Below are 18,562 nucleotides of genomic sequence, written 5' to 3' on the forward strand. Positions count from 1 at the left end.
GGCCCGCTGGATGGCACGTACAATTGAAGATTGCTGCTTCAGAGCAGGTCGTCTGTCGTGTAACGGCAGCCGAAACCTCTTGAACAAAGGAAAACACCATGACAATGACAGACCCGGTCGCAGATCTGCTGACCCGTCTGCGCAACGCGAACTCGGCGCACCACGACTCTGTGTCCATGCCGTCGAGCAAGCTCAAGACGAACATCGCCGCGATCCTCCAGCAGGAGGGCTACATCGCTGGATGGGAGGTCACCGATGCACGCGTCGGCAAGAACCTCACCATCTCGCTGAAGTACGGTCCCAACCGCGAGCGTTCGATCGCCGGCATCAAGCGCGTGTCGAAGCCCGGTCTCCGCGTGTACGCGAAGTCGACCGAGCTCCCCAAGGTCCTCGGTGGCCTCGGCGTCGCGATCCTGTCCACCTCCTCCGGTCTCCTCACCGACCGTCAGGCTGAGACGAAGGGCGTGGGCGGAGAAGTCATCGCCTACGTGTGGTAATCCAAAATGTCGCGTATTGGACGTCTTCCCATCGACATTCCCGCCGGCGTGACCATCACGGTCAACGACGGTGTGGTTTCGGTCAAGGGCCCCAAGGGTGAACTCACCCTTCCGGTCGCATCCCCCATTCAGGTCGCCGTCGAGGGCAGCCAGGTTCTGGTCACCCGTCCCGACGACGAGCGCGAGTCGCGTTCGCTCCACGGCCTCACCCGCACGCTGATCAACAACGACATCATCGGTGTCACCCAGGGCTACACCAAGGGCCTTGAGGTTGTCGGCACCGGTTACCGCGTGATGCAGAAGGGCGGCTCGGTCGAGTTCGCTCTCGGCTTCTCGCACCCGGTCCTCGTGGACCCGCCGGCGGGCATCACCCTGACGGTGGAGGGCAACAACAAGCTCACCGTCAGCGGCATCTCGAAGCAGGCTGTCGGCGAGGCCGCAGCGAACATCCGCAAGATCCGCAAGCCCGAGCCCTACAAGGGCAAGGGTGTGCGTTACGCCGGCGAGGTCGTGCGTCGCAAGGCCGGAAAGGCTGGTAAGTAACCATGGCTGTGAAGTCAAAGTCCGTCGCCCGCGCGCGTCGCCACGCACGCCTTCGCAAGAAGGTCGTCGGCACCGAGCTGCGTCCGCGTCTGGTCGTCAACCGTTCGGCCCGCCACGTCTTCGTGCAGCTGGTCGACGACAGCAAGGGCCACACTGTGGCATCCGCATCGACTCTCGAGAACGACGTTCGCGCCATCGAGGGTGACAAGACCGCCAAGGCCCGCAAGGTTGGCGAGCTCGTCGCCGAGCGTGCGAAGGCTGCCGGCATTTCCGAGGCTGTGTTCGACCGTGGTGGCAACCGCTACGCCGGTCGTGTCGCCGCTATCGCCGATGGCGCCCGTGAAGGGGGGCTGGCACTGTGAGTGACATCAAGGAGACTGAAGTGACCGAGACGGCTCCCGCCGCCACCGAGGCAGAGCCCGCGCGCGATCAGCGCGAAGGCCGCCGCGGAGGACGCGACCGTGGCCAGAGCCGCGACCGCAACTCGCGCGACCGTGGGGACAACCAGTTCCTCGAGCGCGTCGTGACCATCAACCGTGTGTCGAAGGTCGTGAAGGGTGGTCGTCGCTTCAGCTTCACCGCTCTCGTGGTCGTCGGTGACGGCAACGGCCTGGTCGGCGTCGGCTACGGCAAGGCTCGTGAGGTTCCCCTCGCGATCTCGAAGGGTGTTGAAGAGGCCAAGCGCAACTTCTTCCGCGTTCCCCGCGTCGCCTCCACCATCCCGCACCCGGTGCAGGGTGAGGCCGCTGCAGGTGTCGTGCTGCTTCGTCCGGCCGCTGCCGGTACCGGTGTTATCGCCGGTGGTCCGGTTCGCGCCGTGCTCGAGTGCGCCGGTATCCACGACGTGCTGTCGAAGTCGCTCGGTTCGTCGAACACGATCAACATCGTGCACGCGACCGTCGCGGCTCTGAAGAGCCTTGAGGAGCCTCGCGCCGTCGCCGCACGTCGTGGTCTCGAGTACGACGCTGTCGTGCCGGAGATCATCATCCGTAACGAGGCGAAGGCAGCTGCTGCCGCCGCCGCGCAGAAGGTAGGTGCCTGATGGCCGCTCGGCTCAAGGTCACGCAGATCAAGTCCAAGGTGAGCGAGAAGCAGAACCAGCGCGACACGCTGCGCAGCCTCGGTCTCAAGCGGATCGGCGACTCGGTCGTCCGTCCCGACGACGCGCAGGTGCGCGGTTACGTCAAGACCGTTGCTCACCTCGTCAAGGTTGAGGAGATCGACTAATGGCTGAGAAGAACGAAGCCGTCGAGGCCGAGAAGGCCCCGAAGAAGGCCGCTGCTCCCAAGGCAGCTGCCGCGAAGAAGCCCGCTGCGGAGAAGGCTCCCGCAAAGGCCGCTGCGAAGCCGGCTGCTGCGAAGAAGCCCGCCGCGAAGAAGGCCGAGGCGGATGCTCCGGCGTCGCGCCCCAGCGTTCTGAAGGTTCACCACCTGCGTCCGGTCCCCGGCGCCAACACCGCCAAGACTCGTGTCGGCCGCGGTGAGGGCTCGAAGGGTAAGACGGCAGGCCGTGGCACGAAGGGCACGAAGGCCCGCAACACCGTGCGCGTCGGCTTCGAGGGTGGGCAGATGCCTCTGCACATGCGCACCCCGAAGCTGCGTGGCTTCAAGAACCCGTTCCGCGTCGAGTACCAGGTCGTGAACCTGGAGAAGCTCGCGGAGCTCTACCCGGCCGGTGGCGATGTCACCGTCAGCGACCTCGTCGCGAAGGGTGCCGTTCGCAAGAACGAGAAGGTCAAGGTTCTGGGCAACGGCGACATCGCCGTGAAGCTGAACGTGGCAGTGGACAAGGTCTCCGGCTCGGCTGAGCAGAAGATCGTTGCCGCTGGCGGTTCGGTCAAGTAGTACACAAGTCGAGAGGGGCCGGAGAATCTCCGGCCCCTCTTGCGTTACCCTGGTGTTTCAGCCGTCTTCGTCGACGGCATCCCCTTCAGGAGGCCCGCTTTTGTTTAGCGCTATCGCGCGGATCTTCCGCACGCCAGACCTGCGTCGGAAGATCGGTTTCACGCTGGCGATCATCGCCATCTACCGCCTCGGTTCGACGATCCCTGCTCCGTTCGTGAATTTCCCGAACGTCGAGGAGTGTTTGGCGCTCAACAGCGGCACGGATGGGCTCCTGGGCCTTGTCAACCTCTTCTCCGGCGGTGCTCTGCTGCAGCTGTCGATCTTCGCCCTCGGTGTGATGCCGTACATCACCGCGACGATCATCACCCAGCTGCTGCGCGTTGTCATCCCGCACTTCGAGGCGCTCCACAAAGAGGGGCAGGCTGGTCAGTCGCGTCTGACGCAGTACACCCGCTACCTCACGATCGCTCTCGCGCTGCTGCAGTCGACGACTCTGGTCACGGTCGCGCGCAGCGGACAGCTGTTCGGCCAGACCGACTTCGCCGCGTGCCAGCAGCTCCTGACCAACGATGTGTGGTGGGCGCAGCTGCTCATGATCATCACGATGACCGCCGGTACCGGCCTCATCATGTGGTTCGCCGAGCTCGTCACCGAGCGCGGCATCGGCAACGGCATGTCGCTGCTCATCTTCACGTCGATCGCTGCGACGTTCCCCGGTGCCATGGGCGTCATCTGGGAGTCGCGCGGCTTCGAGGTCTTCCTCCTCGTCCTCGCCGTCGGCATCGTCGTCATGGCCCTCGTGGTCTTCGTCGAGCAGTCACAGCGTCGCGTGCCTGTCCAGTACGCCAAGCGCATGGTGGGGCGCCGCACCTATGGCGGCACGAACACCTACATCCCGATCAAGGTCAACATGGCTGGTGTGATCCCGGTCATCTTCGCCTCGTCGCTGCTCTACATCCCGATGCTGATCGCGCAGTTCAACACCCCGCAGGACGGCTCGACGCCGCCGGCGTGGGTCACGTGGGTCTCGCAGTACCTGACGACGGGCGATCACCCGCTGTACATGGCCGTGTACTTCTTCCTGATCATCGGCTTCACCTACTTCTACGTGGCGATCACCTTCAACCCGGTCGAGGTCGCAGACAACATGAAGAAGTACGGCGGATTCATCCCGGGCATCCGCGCCGGTCGCCCGACCGCGGAGTACCTCGACTACGTGCTGACCCGCATCACGTTCCCCGGTTCCATCTACCTCGGTCTCATCGCTCTGATCCCGCTCGTCGCGCTGGCCACGATCGGCGCCAACCAGAACTTCCCGTTCGGTGGCGCATCGATCCTGATCATCGTCGGTGTCGGTCTCGAGACGGTCAAGCAGATCGACGCGCAGCTGCAGCAGCGCCACTACGAAGGGCTCCTCCGCTAATGGCATCCACTTCCGCCACGACCGCTCGTCTGCTCATCGTTGGGCCTCAGGGCTCCGGTAAGGGCACGCAGGGCATCCGCATCGCTGAAGCGCTCGGTGTCCCCGTCGTCTCGACCGGCGACATCTTCCGCGCCAACATCAAAGAGGGCACCGAGCTCGGCCGACAGGTCACCGAGATCCTCGACCGTGGCGACCTCGTGCCTGACGAGCTGACGGGCGCGATCGTTCGCGATCGTCTTCAGCAGGCGGATGCTGCACGCGGTTTCCTCCTCGATGGCTACCCGCGCAACGCGGCCCAGGTCGCCGACCTCGACGCTTTCCTCGCGGAGAGCGATGCCGCTCTCGACGCCGTCATCCTTCTGGACGTCGCCCGCGAAGAGAGCATCGCGCGCCTGAGTCTCCGTGCTGTAGAGCAGGGGCGCTCGGACGACAACGAAGAGGCCATCGCAAAGCGTCTCGACATCTACGAGAAGGAGACCGCTCCGATTCTCGAGGTGTACGGCGCTCGTGGCATCGTCGACCGGATCGACGGCGCGGGCGACCTCGACGAGATCACCGAACGCATCCTCGCCGCGCTCGAGGCTCGTGGCCTCGCACCGGCTGCCGCGGTCTAAGCAGTGTTCCGCCGCTCCATCTACAAGAACCCCGCGCAGTTGCGGGCGATGGCCGAACCCGGCCTTATCACCGCAGAGGCTCTGGCGGGCGTGCGTGCGCTCATCCGGCCTGGGGTGACGACGGCCGAGATCGATGCCGAGGCGTCGCGCATCATCGTCGCGCGTGGTGCAGAGTCGAACTTCAAGCTCGTGCGTGGCTACCACCACACGACGTGCATCTCGGTCAATGAGCAGGTCGTGCACGGCATCCCTGGTTCACGGGTGGTCGAGCCCGGAGACATCGTCTCCGTTGACTGCGGCGCCCAGTTCAAAGGGTGGAACGGTGACAGCGCGATCACGGTGGTCGTCCCGGATCCGGAGCGCCCCGATCTCATCGCGCGCCGGGAAGAGCTCTCTCGTGTGACGGAAGGCTCCATGTGGGCCGGAATCGCCTCGTTCGCGACGGCACGCCACCTGGGTGATGTCGGGGCCGCGATCCAGGGCTACATCGAGGCGCAGGGGCCCTCAGCGGTATCGGGGGAGACGTACGGAATCCTTCGCGAGTATGTCGGGCACGGGATCGGTCGCAAGATGCACGAGGCGCCGAGCCTGTTCAACTACCGCACGCCCAACCCCGGCGCCGAGGTTCGTCCCGGCCTGGTCATGGCGGTGGAGCCGATGGTGACCGCGGGTGGCGAAGAGACGTTCATCGAAGACGATGACTGGACGGTCTCGACGATCGACGGCTCTGACGGCTCGCACTGGGAGCACAGCGTCGCCGTGCACGAAGGCGGCATCTGGGTGCTGACGGCGCCAGACGGCGGTGCTACGGGGCTGGCGCCTTTCGGTGTCATGCCGACACCCATCGCCTGAGTTGTTCTCCAGAGACGCCATCCTGCGGGGTGGCGTTCTCTGTTTGTCCACGCCTTTGTCGCGTTCACAAGCGGGGCATAGGGTTTTGCGCGAAAATGTTGACAACTGCGCCACTGGCGCGCTGAACGAGAGAACGGATTGCACGTGGCTGCAGCGAAGGGCAAGACCAACTGGTTTGCCATCATCATCTCGGCGGTCGTCGTCGTCGCCCTCGTGGGCCTTGGCGCAGTCGTCGTCAACCTGAACAACCAGGCGACCGCACCGGCAGAGATGCCCAAGGCAGAGATCATCAACCAGGAGACCGGCGCGATCACGTTCGGTACCGGCGAGAAGGTCGTCGACACCTTCCTCGACTTCATGTGCCCCGCCTGCAACGCTTTCGAGCAGCAGTACGGCGGCGAGCTGCAGGACGCAGCGGCAAACGACCAGATCACACTCAACGTGCACCCGATCGCGATCCTCGACCACCTTTCGCAGGGCACCAACTATTCGTCCCGCGCAGCCGGTGCGATGTACTGCGTCGCGGAGAAGGCTCCGGACGCTGCCCTCGACTTCATGAACCTGCTGTTCGCGAACCAGCCTCAGGAAGCTTCCTCGGGCCTGGATGACGCAGCTCTTGCCGAGATCGCCAAGGAAGCCGGCGCGGATGCCGCTGTGGACTGCATCGCGGATGGCACCTACAAGAAGCTCGGCGTGCAGCAGGCGCAGGCACACGAGATCCGCGGCACGCCGACCGTGGAGATCGACGGCGAGCGTCTTGAGAACAAGGACCTCAGCACCCGCATGCCGGAGCTCTTCAGCTCTCTCAAGTAGTCGCGGTCTGACAGTGGACGGTCCCGGCTTGCCGGACCGCCCACTGTCAGATAACATAGATCCTTGGTGCCTTGCGCCTTTGTTCGGCGTGTCCGACAGGTGTGCACCACCATCCATCACCCACCGCAGATCGACCGATCTGCAGAAGCGTCAGCGAGGCTATGGCTAAGAAAGACGGTGTCATCGAGATCGAGGGCGTGATCTCCGAGGCTCTTCCCAACGCGATGTTCCGCGTTGAGTTGGCCAACGGTCACAAGGTCCTTGCAACGATCTCCGGCAAGATGCGGCAGAACTACATCCGCATCATCCCCGAAGACCGTGTGGTCGTGGAGCTCTCTCCATACGACCTCACTCGCGGTCGTATCGTCTACCGCTACCGCTAATCGGTCGAGAAGTAACGACTCTCGGCTGCGCTCTTCGCGAGCACAGCAGCGAGTACGAAGACAGCGAACAGGAAACATCATGAAGGTCAACCCCAGCGTCAAGCCCATCTGCGATCACTGCAAGGTGATCCGTCGTCACGGCCGCGTCATGGTGATCTGCAAGAGCAACCCGCGCCACAAGCAGCGCCAGGGCTGATCCCCGTCGGCGACGCCGACAGGGTCTCTTCAGATCTGACTCACAACTGAACACGCATCAGGCAGAGCTAAGAATCCGCACCAGCGGAAGACACCTCGAGACAGAGGCTCGGGTCCATGTTCTGCCCCACACCTCTACACATCCCAGGAGAACCGCATGGCACGTCTTGCCGGCGTTGACATCCCGCGCGACAAGCGCGTGGTGATCGCACTTACCTACATCTACGGCGTTGGCCGTACCCGTTCGGTCGAGATCCTCAAGGCCACCGAGATCGACGAGTCGATCCGCGTCAAGGACCTTAGCGACGACCAGCTCATCGCACTGCGCGACTACATCGAGGGCAACTACAAGGTGGAGGGTGACCTTCGCCGCGAGGTTGCTGCAGACATCCGCCGCAAGGTCGAGGTCGGCTCCTACGAGGGCCTCCGCCACCGCCGTGGTCTTCCGGTCCGTGGCCAGCGCACCAAGACCAACGCTCGTACCCGCAAGGGCCCGAAGCGCACCGTCGCTGGCAAGAAGAAGGCCCGCTAAGTAGCGGCCAAGGGACTAGGAGAACACTTTCATGGCTGCACCCAAGGCCGCCGCGCGCAAGCCGCGCCGCAAGGAAAAGAAGAACATCGCGCTGGGCCAGGCCCACATCAAGTCGACGTTCAACAACACCATTGTTTCGATCACCGACCCGTCCGGCGCTGTCATCAGCTGGGCCTCGTCGGGTGGCGTGGGCTTCAAGGGCTCGCGCAAGTCGACGCCCTACGCCGCTGGTATGGCTGCCGAGTCGGCTGCCCGCCAGGCTGCCGAGCACGGCGTCAAGAAGGTCGACGTCTTCGTGAAGGGCCCGGGTTCGGGTCGCGAGACGGCGATCCGTTCGCTGCAGGCCGCTGGCCTCGAGGTCGGTTCGATCCAGGACGTCACGCCGCAGGCACACAACGGCTGCCGTCCGCCGAAGCGTCGCCGCGTCTGATTTCCGGCCGTTGCCGGGGGTGCTTTCGAGCATCCCCGGCAACTCTGGTTGATCTTCCGGGCCTCCGTGCCCGTACACAATTCAAAACCTCACTCACCGCACGTGTCATATAGCGGGCACGTGATCGAAAGGAACCATAGTGCTCATTGCACAGCGTCCCACTCTCACCGAGGAAAAGATCGCCGAGAACCGTAGCCGGTTCGTCATCGAGCCGCTCGAGCCCGGATTCGGGTACACGATCGGCAACGCGCTGCGTCGTAGCCTGCTGTCGTCGATCCCCGGCGCGGCAGTCACCAGCATCCGCCTCGATGGCGTTCTGCACGAGTTCAGCACCATCCCCGGTGTCAAGGAAGATGTCACTGAGATCATCCTGAACATCAAGCAGCTGGTCGTCTCCTCAGAGCGCGACGAGCCCATCACGGCATACCTGCGTAAGACGGGTGCCGGCGAGGTCACCGCAGCCGACATCTCGGCTCCTGCGGGCGTCGAGGTGCACAACCCCGAGCTCGTGATCGCGACCCTCAACGACACCGCGAAGTTCGAGCTGGAGCTGACGATCGAGCGCGGCCGTGGCTACGTCTCGGCCGCGCAGAACCGCAACGAGTACGCCGAGGCCGGCCAGGTGCCGATCGACTCGATCTACTCGCCGGTCTTCAAGGTCAGCTACCGTGTCGAGGCGACTCGTGCCGGTGAGCGCACCGACTTCGACAAGCTGGTGCTGGATGTCGAGACCAAGTCGTCGATCCTGCCGCGCGACGCCGTCGCATCGGCTGGTCGCACCCTGACCGAGCTGTTCGGCCTCGCTCGCGAGCTGAACGTCGAGGCTGAGGGCATCGAGATCGGCCCCGCGCCGGTCGAAGCTGTTCTCTCGAACGAACTGTCGATGCCGATCGAGGACCTCGATCTGTCGGTGCGTTCGTACAACTGCCTCAAGCGTGAGGGCATCAACACGGTGTCTGAGCTCGTCGCCCTCTCGGAGACGCAGCTCATGAACATCCGCAATTTCGGACAGAAGTCGGTGGACGAGGTGCGCGACAAGCTCGTGTCGCTCGGCCTGTCGCTCAAGGATTCGGTGCCCGGTTTCGACGGCGCCCACTTCTACGGCGGCTCCGAAGACGAGTCCTACTGAATTACCGACCCTTCTGACCAGGAGTTAGATCACTATGCCTAAGCCCACCAAGGGTCCCCGTCTCGGAGGCGGCCCCGCACACGAGCGTCTGCTTCTCGCGAACCTCGCGGCAGCCCTCTTCACCAACAAGTCGATCCGCACGACCGAGACCAAGGCCAAGCGCCTTCGTCCGCTGGCCGAGCGCCTCGTCACCTTCGGCAAGCGCGGCGACCTGCACGCGCGTCGTCGCGCCCTGTCGATCCTGCGCAACAAGGAGGCCGTCCACGTCCTCTTCGCCGAGATCGCACCGCTGGTCGCTGAGCGTGAGGGCGGCTACACCCGCATCACGAAGGTCGGCAACCGCAAGGGTGACAACGCCCCCATGGCCGTGATCGAGCTCGTTCTCGAGCCCGTCGCGCCGAAGGCGAAGTCGGCCAAGAAGGCTGCTCCGGCCGCCAAGGCTCCCAAGGCCGAGGTCGTCGAAGAGGCTCCGGCGGAAGAGGTCGTCGAGGCGCCGGTCGAGGAGACCGCTGCTGCAGAGGCACCCGCCGAGGAGAAGGCTGAGTAATACTCACCACCTCGTCACGAAGCCCGTCACCCCATTCCGGGGTGGCGGGCTTCGTCGTTTCTCGGTGCAGAGGCGTGGGTGGCTGCTGGGCTCATGGGCAAGGCTCGAGGCGTGAGTGGCGACCGGGTAGATGGCCGCGGTTCGAGGCGTGGGCTGGTCGGATGCTGGGGGCAACCGGAGATATCCTCCGAGACGAAGGCACGATCGTGCCGAATTCGAACGGCGCCTCAGAGCTCAGGCGCGGGCTCCGAGGCGGACGCCGCGGCCTGAGGTGACGCTGCGGGCCCTGAAGCGCGGGCGCCGCGCGGGCCTGAGGTGCAGACGCCTGCGGTCTCGGCGCCTGCGGCCCCTGAGTCGGGATCAGGGGGCGCAGATGCGATAGGCGCCGCTGTCCACCAGCGGTTCGCCGTGCGCGCAGGAGCCGGTCGTGAGCTGAGGGACGTCCTTCATCGCCGGAGCGTCGAAGAGGCCGAGATGCGCCCCGCTGAGAACGACGGCAGACACAGGGCCACCCCAGGGATTCGCGGCGAGCCAGGGAACGTTGTAGTCCGTGACCCAGGCGCGAAGCGGCTCGACACCCGCGCGCTGCGCCTGCAGAGTCTCGCCGCGTGGCGAGAGCGCTGACTGGACATGCAAGGCCGCTGCACCCCCGAGCGTGACGACGAGAGCAGCCGTCATCGCGCCGGCGAGAAGTCGCCGCGGGAACGAACCCTTGCGCCAGGAGGTCTGCAGCGCGCGCACGACGAATGCGGCGAGGATGGGGGCGAAAGCGAAGACTCCTGGCGCGGGGTGGCGCACCCAGAGTGGTGTGTGGGCGGCCTGGGCCCACCAGCCGACGAACATGACGAGCCCGACCACGGCGCCGAGTGCGAGCGCGAGGAGCTCCGGTGAGAGCGGCTGTGTGCGTGCGCGCAGCGCGACGATGATCACTGCCGCGGCGAGCAGCACGCCGATCGCGATGATCCACGGAGCCACGAACCAGGACTCCGCGAGCGTCGAGAGCTTCTGGAACACGGTCGTGGGGCTCTCGCTCTGGCCGCCGCTGAGCAGGAACCCGCCGAGTGCCCGGAGATGACGCACGTAGCCCGTCACGCCCAGAGTGAGGAACGCCGCGACCTCCATGAGGAGAGTCGGGGCTGCCGTCAGCACAAGCGGCAGGATGCTGCGTCGAGCCGTCGCGCCGATCCGAGCCCATCCGCGTCCGGGCGTCAGCGCCCAGAGCGCGACGGCGAACGCAGGGAGGGCGATGAGCGCGATGAGCTTCGCCTGCAACGCGAGGCCGAACAGGAGACCCGCCAGCCAGGCGCGGCGAGGCAGCACGATGAACGCCCAGACGATGAGTGCGGCCGCGGGGATCTCGCCGAGCAGGTCAGCCGGACCTTGAATGGGGGAGAAGCTCAGCCCGGTCTGGAACGCCAGCGGCGCGGCGATGGCGACGAGGGCGCCCCAGCGGCCGGCGATGCGACGGCCGAGAATCCAGAGCCCTGCGAGCAGGAGCATCCAATACAGCAGCGGGATCAGCCGTGCCCCGATGACGGGGTCGATGCCGGTCGCCAGGACGAGCGCCACAGGCAGCAGCACGGAGGCCCCGGTGGAGATGCGCGGATCGAAGGGCGTGAGCGTGGAACCGGAGAGCGCACCGTCACTCGTGTAGCCGAGGCCGGCGAGCAGGTTGCGTGGCACCGTGAGGTTGAAGGCTTCGTCTTCCCAGAAGCGGTACGTTGTGAGGCTCTGCCAGCAGACCACGACGTTCGCGACGACGAGGGCGGCGAGGATCGCCCAGAACAGGCTGCCGGAGAGACGACGCATCATGGCTGCGTGCGTTTCGCCGGAGCATCCGGGATCAGACGGATACCCCGCAATGGTGCCGTGGGCGAGAGCGACGTGCGCCACACCTCGCCGAGTGCGTCGACCGCGAATCGACGAAGCCGGGCAGGGGGCAAGGCGATGCGTGGGCCACGGCCCCACATGGTTCCGGTCGCGGAGGACCCGCGACGCGGGATGCTGCGCACGCGGACGTAGCGGACGGTGAAATCGCTATGCACCTCGGCGAGCGAGAAGTGCACGTGGGGCACGAGCGCTTCTTCGGGGACGGCGGCGACGAGGGCCTGCGCGATCTCAGGCCGGTAAGCGCGGAGCGGCGTGTTGACGTCAGGGACGCCGCGCCCGGCAGCGAGTGCGACGAGCAGGCGCACGCATCCGGTGAGCGTCTTGCGGTACCAGGGGTCCGTGCGGCCGCCGCGGACGCCGTGGACGACATCGGCGTCTGCACTTGCGAGGGCCCGCAGCAGCGGGGGGAAGTCCGTCCCGAGGAACTGCCCGTCTCCGTCGACGTGCACGAGGACATCAGGGGAGAGGGCGAGCCCGGCACGGTACGCTGCGAGCGCTGTGGGGCCGTGGCCGCGGTTGACCGCCTGACGTTCGACCTGCACATCGGGGATGCCCTCAAGCACGGAGGTCGTCGCGTCCGTGGACTGGTCGTCGGCGACGACGAACGTGAGGCGCTCGGCGAGCGGCGCGACGTTGTCGCGGATCTCGTCGATGAACCCGGCGATGCCTTCGGCCTCGTTGAAAGCGGGCATCACAACGACAAGATGGGGAATCGACAAACCGGATCCTCAGGAAAGAAGGTGGCGGCGCGGGGCGCCCGAACTGCGCTGGAGCACTTCGAGTATTCTATGGGAGTCATGAATCGCCTCTCTCAGGTTCGCCGTATCGCTGGCGTCGGTACCCGTTTCCTCATCGTCGGCGGCGTGAGCACCCTCATCGAGGTCGGCGTCTTCAACTTGCTGGTCTACGTCTTCGGCTGGGATCTCGTCGCCGCCAAGATCGCCGCGTCACTCGTCGCCCTCGTCAATGCCTACATCGGCAACCGGGAATGGGCGTTCCGCCATCGGGATCGTCGCGGACGCATGTCGGAACTGTTCTGGTTCCTGCTCACGAACCTCGTGTGCACCGGCTTGGGGGCCGCTCTCGTCTGGGCGGGTGTCGAGGCGCTGCGCGGCGTCCTGGGTCATGAGCCCGGCGCGTTCGCGGTCAACATCGTGAACCTCTTCAGCATCGGCATCATCGTCCTGGTGCGGTTCGCGATGTATCACTGGGTGGTGTTTCGCGTGGCGCCGAAGCCGGAGACCGATCAGCCCGCGAGCTGATGCAGCGCCGTGCGCACGTCATGCAGCAGTGACGCTGCCGCCTTCTCACGCTCCTTTGCTTCGCGTCGCTCGACGGTGACATCCCGGAGCGCCTTGTCGACAGCGTCCGCGAAGAGCTCGCCTCCGCTGTCTCCGGGGTGCACAAGGTCTTCTGCGAGCAGGTCGGTGCGTGCGGCGATGGCGGCGGACCAGTCGGCGACGACGACGCCGACGCGGGCATCGGCGAACGCGGTGAGCTGTTCGTTGACGCCGGGAATCCAGTCCCGCGGCGCGTAGGCGTTCACGAGGATGAGGTCGCGCTTGGGGCTCACACTCGCAGCGATCCGGTCGAGGGCTTCCTGCTCGATTGCACCGTTGGTGCCGAGCCCGACGACGACGGTCTCGCGGAGCTCTCCTGCCGAGGCCAGGCCTGCCACGATGTCGGTACCCGCCCACATCGAGCGGGAGACCTCGGCGTCAACGGCGATGCCGGGAAAGCGCGCGAGCAGCGCTGGCGCGGAGGCGAGCATGACGGAGTCGCCGATCGCAACCATCTCCGGGCCATGTGCGACGGGTGCAGTCGTCGGTTCGGGTGCGCCCGGCAGGCCGCCTGTGAGGGCGTCGCTGGGATTCGGTGTCTGGGTGGGCGTGGCGGATGCCGCCGCATCCAGGGCGTCCTGGCCCGCGCGGATGCTGGCTGCTGCTGACGACTCGGCGGGTGCACTCGTGATCGAGGCGACGGTACCGGCGACGGAGGCCACGACCACGGCCGAGATCGTCAGAGCGATGAAGCGGCGCGCGGGGCGTCCGCCGAAGGCGCGGACGAGACTGCGCGCGGAGACGCGGAGACCGCGCCGACGGATCGGCATCTCGATGTAGCGATAGGAGAGGGCCGCGAGCAGGAGCGTGAGCAGCAGGGTCACGACCGCCGCGATAGGCGGGACGTGAAGATCGACGCTGCCGCGGCTGGTCGCTGCGACGATGAGGACGAGCGCCGGCCAGTGCCAGAGGTAGATGCCATAGGAACGGTCACCGACCCAGCGCAGCGGCGCGATGTCGAGACGCGCACCGAAGCGGGTCGCTGGCCATGCTGATGCCGCGATGACCGCGACGGTCCCGAGGCTCGCCAGCAGCAGCGTGCCCGGGAAGCTCGCAGCATCCGCGGTCTCGGGGAGCAGAGCGGATGCGACGATCGCCGCGAGGCCCACACCACCCAAGGCGGTGGCGGCGCGCCGAGCGGCGGGGCGCCGCATCCACTCTCGTTCGATGCGTCCGATGCCCGCGAACGCGAGGGCAACGCCGAGCAGGATTCCGAAGGCGTGCGAGTCGGTGCCGTAGTAGCCGCGGGTGACGGCGCCGCCGCTGGAGAGCTGTGCCATCCACCACGCGGATCCGGCGGCAGCGACCAGCACGAGAGCGATGCGTGCCCAGGTGCGCGGGATCAGCAGAAGCAGCGGAAGAAGAAGCGGCCACAGCACGTAGAACTGCTCTTCGACGGCGAGCGACCACAGATTGCGGAACAGCTCAGGGCTCGTCGCGGTGAAGTAGTCCGAGCCGGCGCCGAGCGCGACCCAGTTGTAGCTGAAAGTCGCCGCCCCCAGCACCTGGCGTCCGAGGTCGACGAGAACATCACCACCGATCAGCCACGCGACGGTTGCGCAGACGGTGACCACGAGGCCGAGTGCGGGAAGGAGACGGCGGGCACGGCGCGTCCAGAAATCGACGAGGGACGCCCGCGAGCCGAGACGACCGACCGCCGACGGCTGCAGAAGCAGAGAGGTGATGAGGAAGCCGCTGACCACGAAGAAGACGTCGACACCGACGAACCCGCTGCGCAGGATCGAGCCCGGGAACAGGTGATAGATGACCACGAGGGTGACGGCGATCGCGCGGAGACCATCGAGCCCGGGATAGCGTGCGGGGCGCAGTGAGGACATGGATTCGAAGCGGTCTCGACGAGGGCGTGCGGCGGCGCAGGGAGTGCGCGCGGGGAATGCCCCAGTGTACGTCGTGAGCCTGAAAGCGGTGGGAGGGACGGCATCCGTGAATGCTGCGCGCGATACCCTGAAACGTGCGCATCCGCCTGGACATCTCTTATGACGGCACCCATTTTCGAGGGTGGGCGCGCCAGCCGCAGCTGCGCAGCGTACAGGGCACGCTGGAGGCGGCCCTCGCGCGGATCGTGGGCTCGGATGTGCGGCTGGTCGTCGCAGGCCGCACGGATGCCGGCGTGCATGCCACAGGGCAGGTCGCGCATGTCGATCTCGACGAAGCCCAGTGGGAGCGTGTGAAGGCGCGCCGCGGTGTGCCCGAGGACAGCGCCGCGGCTGCTCTCGCCAGCAGGCTGCGCGGAGTGCTCGGCGCCTATTCGGATGTCGCGGTGCTCGCGTCATCCGAAGCGCCGGAGGGTTTCGACGCTCGCTTCTCAGCGGTCTGGCGTCGCTACGAGTATCGGCTCGCCGACGATGTGGCGGGATACCATCCGCTCGCACGACACAACACGACGTCGATCAAGGGCACCTTGGATGTCGATGCGATGGATGCCGCGGCGCAGAGTCTCATCGGACTGCACGACTTCGCCGCGTACTGCAAGGCGCGCGAGGAGGCGACCACGATCCGGACTCTCCTCGACTACCGCTGGCGGCGCGACGAGCGCGGTGTGCTCGTCGCTCACGTGAAGGCGGATGCCTTCTGTCACAGCATGGTGCGCGCGCTCGTCGGCGCGTGCGCCGCGGTGGGCGAAGGGCGTCTGAACGTGGAGGACGTCGCGGCCCTGCGCGACCGACTCGAGCGGACGAGCGAGTTCAAGGTGCTCGCCGCCCGCGGGCTCACCCTGAGTGAGGTCGGATATCCGGACGCCTCGCTGCTCGCCCAGCGTGCTGAGCAGACCCGGGCACGCCGCGATCTGGGCGGAGACTGACCGGCACTGCGGGTGCGCAAGCACAGCGACACGAAAAGTCGCAACCCCCTTCTCCGGGGTGCCAACCGGAGTAGCGTGGGTGGCAAATGAAGGTCATCTCGTACAACCTGCGAAAGCACAAGGCAGCCGACGAGCTCGTTGCGCTCGTTGAGCAACACGACCCCGATCTGCTCTGCCTTCAGGAATGCCTCACGAGCAGCCTGCCTGAGCGGATCGGCTCGCTGAAGCTCGTGGATGCGACGCAGGGAAACCGATTGGGTCTCGCGCTGTACTCGCGGACCGCGATGTTCCACGTCGAAGACGTGCGTACGGTCGGACTGAAGAAATCACTGCACGACCGAGTCCTGAGGCCTGCCCATGAGCGGGTGCTGGGTGCGCGACTGCGAGACATCGATTCGGGTCGAGCATTCGTCGTGGCGTCCTTCCACGCCGCACCGCTCACGGCGCTCAATTCGCTGCGCCGCCATCAGATCCGCGCGGCCCTCGATGCGCTCGCCGAGTTGGGAACAGGCCTGCCGATCCTCATGATGGGCGACTACAACTATCCCGTCTTCAAAGAGAACCTGAGTCAGAACATTAGTCGGCATGGATATGCCATGACGCTCAGTGATGACCACACCTACACGCGCTACCGCGTGTTCCGAGGTCACTATGATTTCGCAACATCCACCGGATTCCGCATCGACCGGATGCAGACCCTTCCACAGGGCGTCAGTGACCACCGTCCGGTCGTCGTCGAGGTCGAAGCGGACTAGGGGGCGGCACTACCCGCACTGCGTGATGGTGACCGGCGTCGCCCGCACCATCGGCGTGTGACGCACTTCGACCGGCCCCGTCGCGCCCTCGGGCTTCGCGAATGTGGCAGACACCGAATGCGCCACGCCGGGCTGTGTGAGCACGTTGACCTTGACGGCTGTGCGTCCGAGGTGAGGCATGGGGGTGACGGATACCGGGGCGCCGTCGAACGTCGCCGAGATGAACTGCGATCCGGCAGGGCCATAGAGGACGAGGTCGGTGGAGATGTCGCCCTTGGGGAAGAAGCGTCCGGGTGCCACGTACACGGCCAGGTCCTGTGCCTGCTCGGGGGTGAGCGTGTTCGTGAGCGTGGCGGCGATCGTGTAGCCGGCGGGCTCCGCGGCGGAGCACTGCGCGGTGAGATCGAGCTGCAGGTAGTAGTCGAGCTTTCCCTCGGTGATGTCGTTGACGTAGGCGCCGAGGACGGTCGACTCGGCATTGTCCGCGGGGAGCTGTCCTGCGACCTCGGTGCCGGCGATGAGCTCGGCTTCGGCGGGATCGCCGGGGGCATACAGCAGACGGCCCTCGTCGGCAGCCTTCACGAGCATCTGGATGAGCATGCGCGGATCCGGGCTGTTCTGCAGCAGCGCACTGAACACAGCTCCGGCAGCGCCTGCGAAGAAGAGATCCTGCATCTCGGGGTCGGGATACATGGAGTACACGTCGCTCAGGAGCATCGGTACCGCGTTCTCTGCGGTGAGCGTCTCGCCCGTGGGCAACAGGACCGGGCCCGTGGCCTGGAGCAGGTAGCTCAGCGCGACGGGATCGAACGAGGCCACTCCGTCGACGGGCGTGCCGAAGGACTCCGCCCAGAACGCCCTGACGATCTGCGCGGACTCGGTGAAGTCCGGCGAGAGCGTGACATCCTGCACGAATCGTCCGATCTTGTCGCCGTAGATCGCCACCGTCTCGGGATTGAGCGGTGTGATCGGTTCGACGCGCCCGTTGTTGAAGTCCGCTGAGCTCGCCTGGCCTCCGAGCGCGATTGCTCCGTTCGTCGCGGTGAGGACAGCGATCGCCGCGGGGTTTCCACCGGTACCGCGAGACTCGGCGTTGTTCTGAAAGAGCAGGAGGTAGTTTCTGGGGCCGTCGCTGCCCAGGGCCCTCGGCAGGATCGCCAAGACGTTGCTGACGGGCTCCAGATAGGGGTCGATCTTGTCGAGGCCCGCCTCGAGCTTCGTCACCGCGCCAGCGACCTGGTCGATCAGAGGGGCGCGGTCGATCGCGTCGAGGTCGCTGCGGACGGACGCGACGGTCGCCGTCGCAGATTCGACGATCAGGGCGAGGTCGTTCAGGCCTGCGAGGTTGATCGTACCGTTCTGAGGGAGCAGCGCATCCAGGCCGAGCGAGGTCAGCGGGACGACCGCGTCGCGCACGAGTGCGTCGGCGGACGCCGCGGCGACCCGAACGGCAGCGAGGTTGGGGCCGGCGACGGGGATGGACTCCGCGGTACGCCAGAGGTCGCCACTCGTCTTCTTCGCCGCGGATGCCGTCAGCTCGGCGATCTGGTCGGCCGTGGCCTTGGCTGCGGCGGAGTCGCCGGAGAGCATGCTCGTCTGAACGTTCTCGACGAGCGGCAGCGCTCGCTCGAGATCGTTCTTGGCAGACATGGCATCGTCATAGAGCTGCTTGGCGGTCACCGCGCCGATGGCTCCGACCACGAGGAGCACCAGCACGAGAGACACCGGGACCCAGAACGCGGCACGACGAAGGAGGGGGCGTTTCGCCGCGCGGGGAGCGTCTTCGTGCCGATCCATCGGGGCAGGAGAAGAGTCGGCGGTTGTCGGCTGCGGTGCTGCGGCGGACGCGCGCGCTTCACGGGCTTCTCGGCGGGTGGTCACGGGAACGAGTCTAGGAGGGATGCCTGGGGGAGTGATGCGCGCCGTCACGCTGCGGGCGGTGCTGTGAAGTGCG

Annotated in this window: 23 protein-coding genes; 19 read left to right on the forward strand and 4 right to left on the reverse strand. The window is 66.2% G+C overall.

Going from position 1 to position 18,562, the window contains the following annotated elements; translation table 11 throughout:
* The first annotated feature begins 98 nt into the window (after positions 1 to 98).
* The 16 genes from rpsH to rplQ all read left to right on the forward strand — a co-directional run bounded on the left by rpsH (position 99) and on the right by rplQ (position 9,802).
* A complete protein-coding gene (rpsH, locus tag AC1REM_RS06590) occupies positions 99 to 497 on the forward strand; it encodes a 30S ribosomal protein S8 (protein WP_204939157.1) in 399 nt (132 codons plus the stop codon).
* Between the two features lie 6 nt (positions 498 to 503).
* Positions 504 to 1,040, forward strand: coding sequence for a 50S ribosomal protein L6 (gene rplF / locus AC1REM_RS06595; protein ID WP_492513912.1), 537 nt, complete (start codon positions 504 to 506; stop codon positions 1,038 to 1,040).
* Positions 1,041 to 1,042: 2 nt separating this feature from the next.
* Complete coding sequence (gene rplR, locus AC1REM_RS06600; RefSeq protein ID WP_204939159.1) at positions 1,043 to 1,402, forward strand: 50S ribosomal protein L18; 360 nt, start codon at positions 1,043 to 1,045, stop codon at positions 1,400 to 1,402.
* Between the two features lie 20 nt (positions 1,403 to 1,422).
* Entirely contained in the window at positions 1,423 to 2,082 is a 660-nt protein-coding gene (rpsE, locus tag AC1REM_RS06605; RefSeq protein ID WP_271171506.1) for a 30S ribosomal protein S5, read from the forward strand.
* On the forward strand, positions 2,082 to 2,267 hold the full coding sequence (gene rpmD / locus AC1REM_RS06610) for a 50S ribosomal protein L30 (RefSeq protein WP_204939161.1): 186 nt from the start codon (positions 2,082 to 2,084) through the stop codon (positions 2,265 to 2,267). The genes rpsE and rpmD overlap by 1 nt, the downstream gene beginning before the upstream one ends.
* Positions 2,267 to 2,884, forward strand: a complete 618-nt coding sequence (rplO, locus tag AC1REM_RS06615; protein ID WP_492513913.1) for a 50S ribosomal protein L15 — start codon at positions 2,267 to 2,269, stop codon at positions 2,882 to 2,884. The genes rpmD and rplO overlap by 1 nt, the downstream gene beginning before the upstream one ends.
* 100 nt (positions 2,885 to 2,984) lie before the next feature.
* Positions 2,985 to 4,307 (forward strand): preprotein translocase subunit SecY, encoded by a 1,323-nt coding sequence (gene secY / locus AC1REM_RS06620; RefSeq protein WP_204939162.1) that lies wholly within the window; start codon positions 2,985 to 2,987, stop codon positions 4,305 to 4,307.
* Positions 4,307 to 4,921 carry an adenylate kinase gene (locus AC1REM_RS06625; RefSeq protein WP_492513914.1) on the forward strand — a complete coding sequence of 205 codons (615 nt, stop codon included), beginning with the start codon at positions 4,307 to 4,309 and terminating at the stop codon, positions 4,919 to 4,921. Before secY ends, AC1REM_RS06625 begins: the two co-directional genes overlap by 1 nt.
* Before the next feature lie 3 nt (positions 4,922 to 4,924).
* The gene (gene map, locus AC1REM_RS06630; RefSeq protein WP_492513915.1) at positions 4,925 to 5,773 is read left to right on the forward strand and encodes a type I methionyl aminopeptidase; all 849 of its coding nucleotides are present in this window, start codon (positions 4,925 to 4,927) and stop codon (positions 5,771 to 5,773) included.
* A gap of 144 nt (positions 5,774 to 5,917) precedes the next feature.
* Positions 5,918 to 6,586: a DsbA family protein gene (locus AC1REM_RS06635; RefSeq protein WP_492513916.1), complete on the forward strand. Its 669-nt coding sequence runs from the start codon at positions 5,918 to 5,920 to the stop codon at positions 6,584 to 6,586.
* Positions 6,587 to 6,747: 161 nt separating this feature from the next.
* The gene (gene infA / locus AC1REM_RS06640) at positions 6,748 to 6,969 is read left to right on the forward strand and encodes a translation initiation factor IF-1 (RefSeq protein WP_102191677.1); all 222 of its coding nucleotides are present in this window, start codon (positions 6,748 to 6,750) and stop codon (positions 6,967 to 6,969) included.
* 79 nt (positions 6,970 to 7,048) lie between these two features.
* Positions 7,049 to 7,165, forward strand: coding sequence for a 50S ribosomal protein L36 (gene rpmJ, locus AC1REM_RS06645; protein WP_005050492.1), 117 nt, complete (start codon positions 7,049 to 7,051; stop codon positions 7,163 to 7,165).
* A 156-nt stretch (positions 7,166 to 7,321) separates the two neighbouring features.
* Positions 7,322 to 7,696 carry a 30S ribosomal protein S13 gene (gene rpsM, locus AC1REM_RS06650; protein WP_204939166.1) on the forward strand — a complete coding sequence of 125 codons (375 nt, stop codon included), beginning with the start codon at positions 7,322 to 7,324 and terminating at the stop codon, positions 7,694 to 7,696.
* 31 nt (positions 7,697 to 7,727) lie between these two features.
* Entirely contained in the window at positions 7,728 to 8,126 is a 399-nt protein-coding gene (gene rpsK / locus AC1REM_RS06655; RefSeq protein WP_071644012.1) for a 30S ribosomal protein S11, read from the forward strand.
* A gap of 139 nt (positions 8,127 to 8,265) precedes the next feature.
* The gene (locus tag AC1REM_RS06660; RefSeq protein WP_204939167.1) at positions 8,266 to 9,255 is read left to right on the forward strand and encodes a DNA-directed RNA polymerase subunit alpha; all 990 of its coding nucleotides are present in this window, start codon (positions 8,266 to 8,268) and stop codon (positions 9,253 to 9,255) included.
* Between the two features lie 34 nt (positions 9,256 to 9,289).
* Positions 9,290 to 9,802, forward strand: a complete 513-nt coding sequence (gene rplQ, locus AC1REM_RS06665; RefSeq protein ID WP_204939168.1) for a 50S ribosomal protein L17 — start codon at positions 9,290 to 9,292, stop codon at positions 9,800 to 9,802.
* 360 nt (positions 9,803 to 10,162) lie between these two features.
* Here the strand turns inward: rplQ and AC1REM_RS06670 are convergent, their stop codons facing one another.
* Complete coding sequence (locus AC1REM_RS06670) at positions 10,163 to 11,614, reverse strand: hypothetical protein (protein WP_492513917.1); 1,452 nt, start codon at positions 11,612 to 11,614, stop codon at positions 10,163 to 10,165.
* The gene (locus AC1REM_RS06675) at positions 11,611 to 12,411 is read right to left on the reverse strand and encodes a glycosyltransferase family 2 protein (RefSeq protein ID WP_492513918.1); all 801 of its coding nucleotides are present in this window, start codon (positions 12,409 to 12,411) and stop codon (positions 11,611 to 11,613) included. The genes AC1REM_RS06670 and AC1REM_RS06675 overlap by 4 nt, the downstream gene beginning before the upstream one ends.
* Positions 12,412 to 12,489: 78 nt before the next feature.
* Between AC1REM_RS06675 and AC1REM_RS06680 the strand changes: the two genes are divergently transcribed.
* Positions 12,490 to 12,954, forward strand: a complete 465-nt coding sequence (locus AC1REM_RS06680) for a GtrA family protein (RefSeq protein ID WP_492513919.1) — start codon at positions 12,490 to 12,492, stop codon at positions 12,952 to 12,954.
* Here AC1REM_RS06680 and AC1REM_RS06685 read toward each other — a convergent pair.
* Positions 12,939 to 14,870, reverse strand: a complete 1,932-nt coding sequence (locus tag AC1REM_RS06685) for an acyltransferase family protein (RefSeq protein WP_492513920.1) — start codon at positions 14,868 to 14,870, stop codon at positions 12,939 to 12,941. The genes AC1REM_RS06680 and AC1REM_RS06685 overlap by 16 nt on opposite strands.
* A 134-nt stretch (positions 14,871 to 15,004) precedes the next feature.
* Between AC1REM_RS06685 and truA the strand changes: the two genes are divergently transcribed.
* On the forward strand, positions 15,005 to 15,853 hold the full coding sequence (gene truA / locus AC1REM_RS06690) for a tRNA pseudouridine(38-40) synthase TruA (protein ID WP_492513921.1): 849 nt from the start codon (positions 15,005 to 15,007) through the stop codon (positions 15,851 to 15,853).
* Between the two features lie 86 nt (positions 15,854 to 15,939).
* Positions 15,940 to 16,608 (forward strand): endonuclease/exonuclease/phosphatase family protein, encoded by a 669-nt coding sequence (locus AC1REM_RS06695; RefSeq protein WP_492513922.1) that lies wholly within the window; start codon positions 15,940 to 15,942, stop codon positions 16,606 to 16,608.
* A 9-nt stretch (positions 16,609 to 16,617) separates the two neighbouring features.
* On the opposite strand, the gene AC1REM_RS06700 is transcribed toward AC1REM_RS06695, so the two are convergent.
* Positions 16,618 to 18,489: a DUF4012 domain-containing protein gene (locus AC1REM_RS06700; protein WP_492513923.1), complete on the reverse strand. Its 1,872-nt coding sequence runs from the start codon at positions 18,487 to 18,489 to the stop codon at positions 16,618 to 16,620.
* Between the last annotated feature and the right edge of the window lie 73 nt (positions 18,490 to 18,562).

The sequence above is a fragment of the Microbacterium sp. GW823-FHT02G05 genome, from assembly GCF_058797175.1.

Coding starts and splice junctions, on each gene's coding strand:
- AC1REM_RS06695 (WP_492513922.1), top strand. CDS start 15,940: ATGAAGGTCATCTCGTACAACCTGCGAAAGCACAAGGCAGCCGACGAG.
- rplR (WP_204939159.1), top strand. CDS start 1,043: ATGGCTGTGAAGTCAAAGTCCGTCGCCCGCGCGCGTCGCCACGCACGC.
- rpmJ (WP_005050492.1), top strand. CDS start 7,049: ATGAAGGTCAACCCCAGCGTCAAGCCCATCTGCGATCACTGCAAGGTG.
- rpsM (WP_204939166.1), top strand. CDS start 7,322: ATGGCACGTCTTGCCGGCGTTGACATCCCGCGCGACAAGCGCGTGGTG.
- AC1REM_RS06625 (WP_492513914.1), top strand. CDS start 4,307: ATGGCATCCACTTCCGCCACGACCGCTCGTCTGCTCATCGTTGGGCCT.
- rpsK (WP_071644012.1), top strand. CDS start 7,728: ATGGCTGCACCCAAGGCCGCCGCGCGCAAGCCGCGCCGCAAGGAAAAG.
- AC1REM_RS06685 (WP_492513920.1), bottom strand. CDS start 14,870: ATGTCCTCACTGCGCCCCGCACGCTATCCCGGGCTCGATGGTCTCCGC.
- rpsH (WP_204939157.1), top strand. CDS start 99: ATGACAATGACAGACCCGGTCGCAGATCTGCTGACCCGTCTGCGCAAC.
- AC1REM_RS06680 (WP_492513919.1), top strand. CDS start 12,490: ATGAATCGCCTCTCTCAGGTTCGCCGTATCGCTGGCGTCGGTACCCGT.
- rplQ (WP_204939168.1), top strand. CDS start 9,290: ATGCCTAAGCCCACCAAGGGTCCCCGTCTCGGAGGCGGCCCCGCACAC.
- rplF (WP_492513912.1), top strand. CDS start 504: ATGTCGCGTATTGGACGTCTTCCCATCGACATTCCCGCCGGCGTGACC.
- infA (WP_102191677.1), top strand. CDS start 6,748: ATGGCTAAGAAAGACGGTGTCATCGAGATCGAGGGCGTGATCTCCGAG.
- rplO (WP_492513913.1), top strand. CDS start 2,267: ATGGCTGAGAAGAACGAAGCCGTCGAGGCCGAGAAGGCCCCGAAGAAG.
- rpmD (WP_204939161.1), top strand. CDS start 2,082: ATGGCCGCTCGGCTCAAGGTCACGCAGATCAAGTCCAAGGTGAGCGAG.
- AC1REM_RS06670 (WP_492513917.1), bottom strand. CDS start 11,614: ATGATGCGTCGTCTCTCCGGCAGCCTGTTCTGGGCGATCCTCGCCGCC.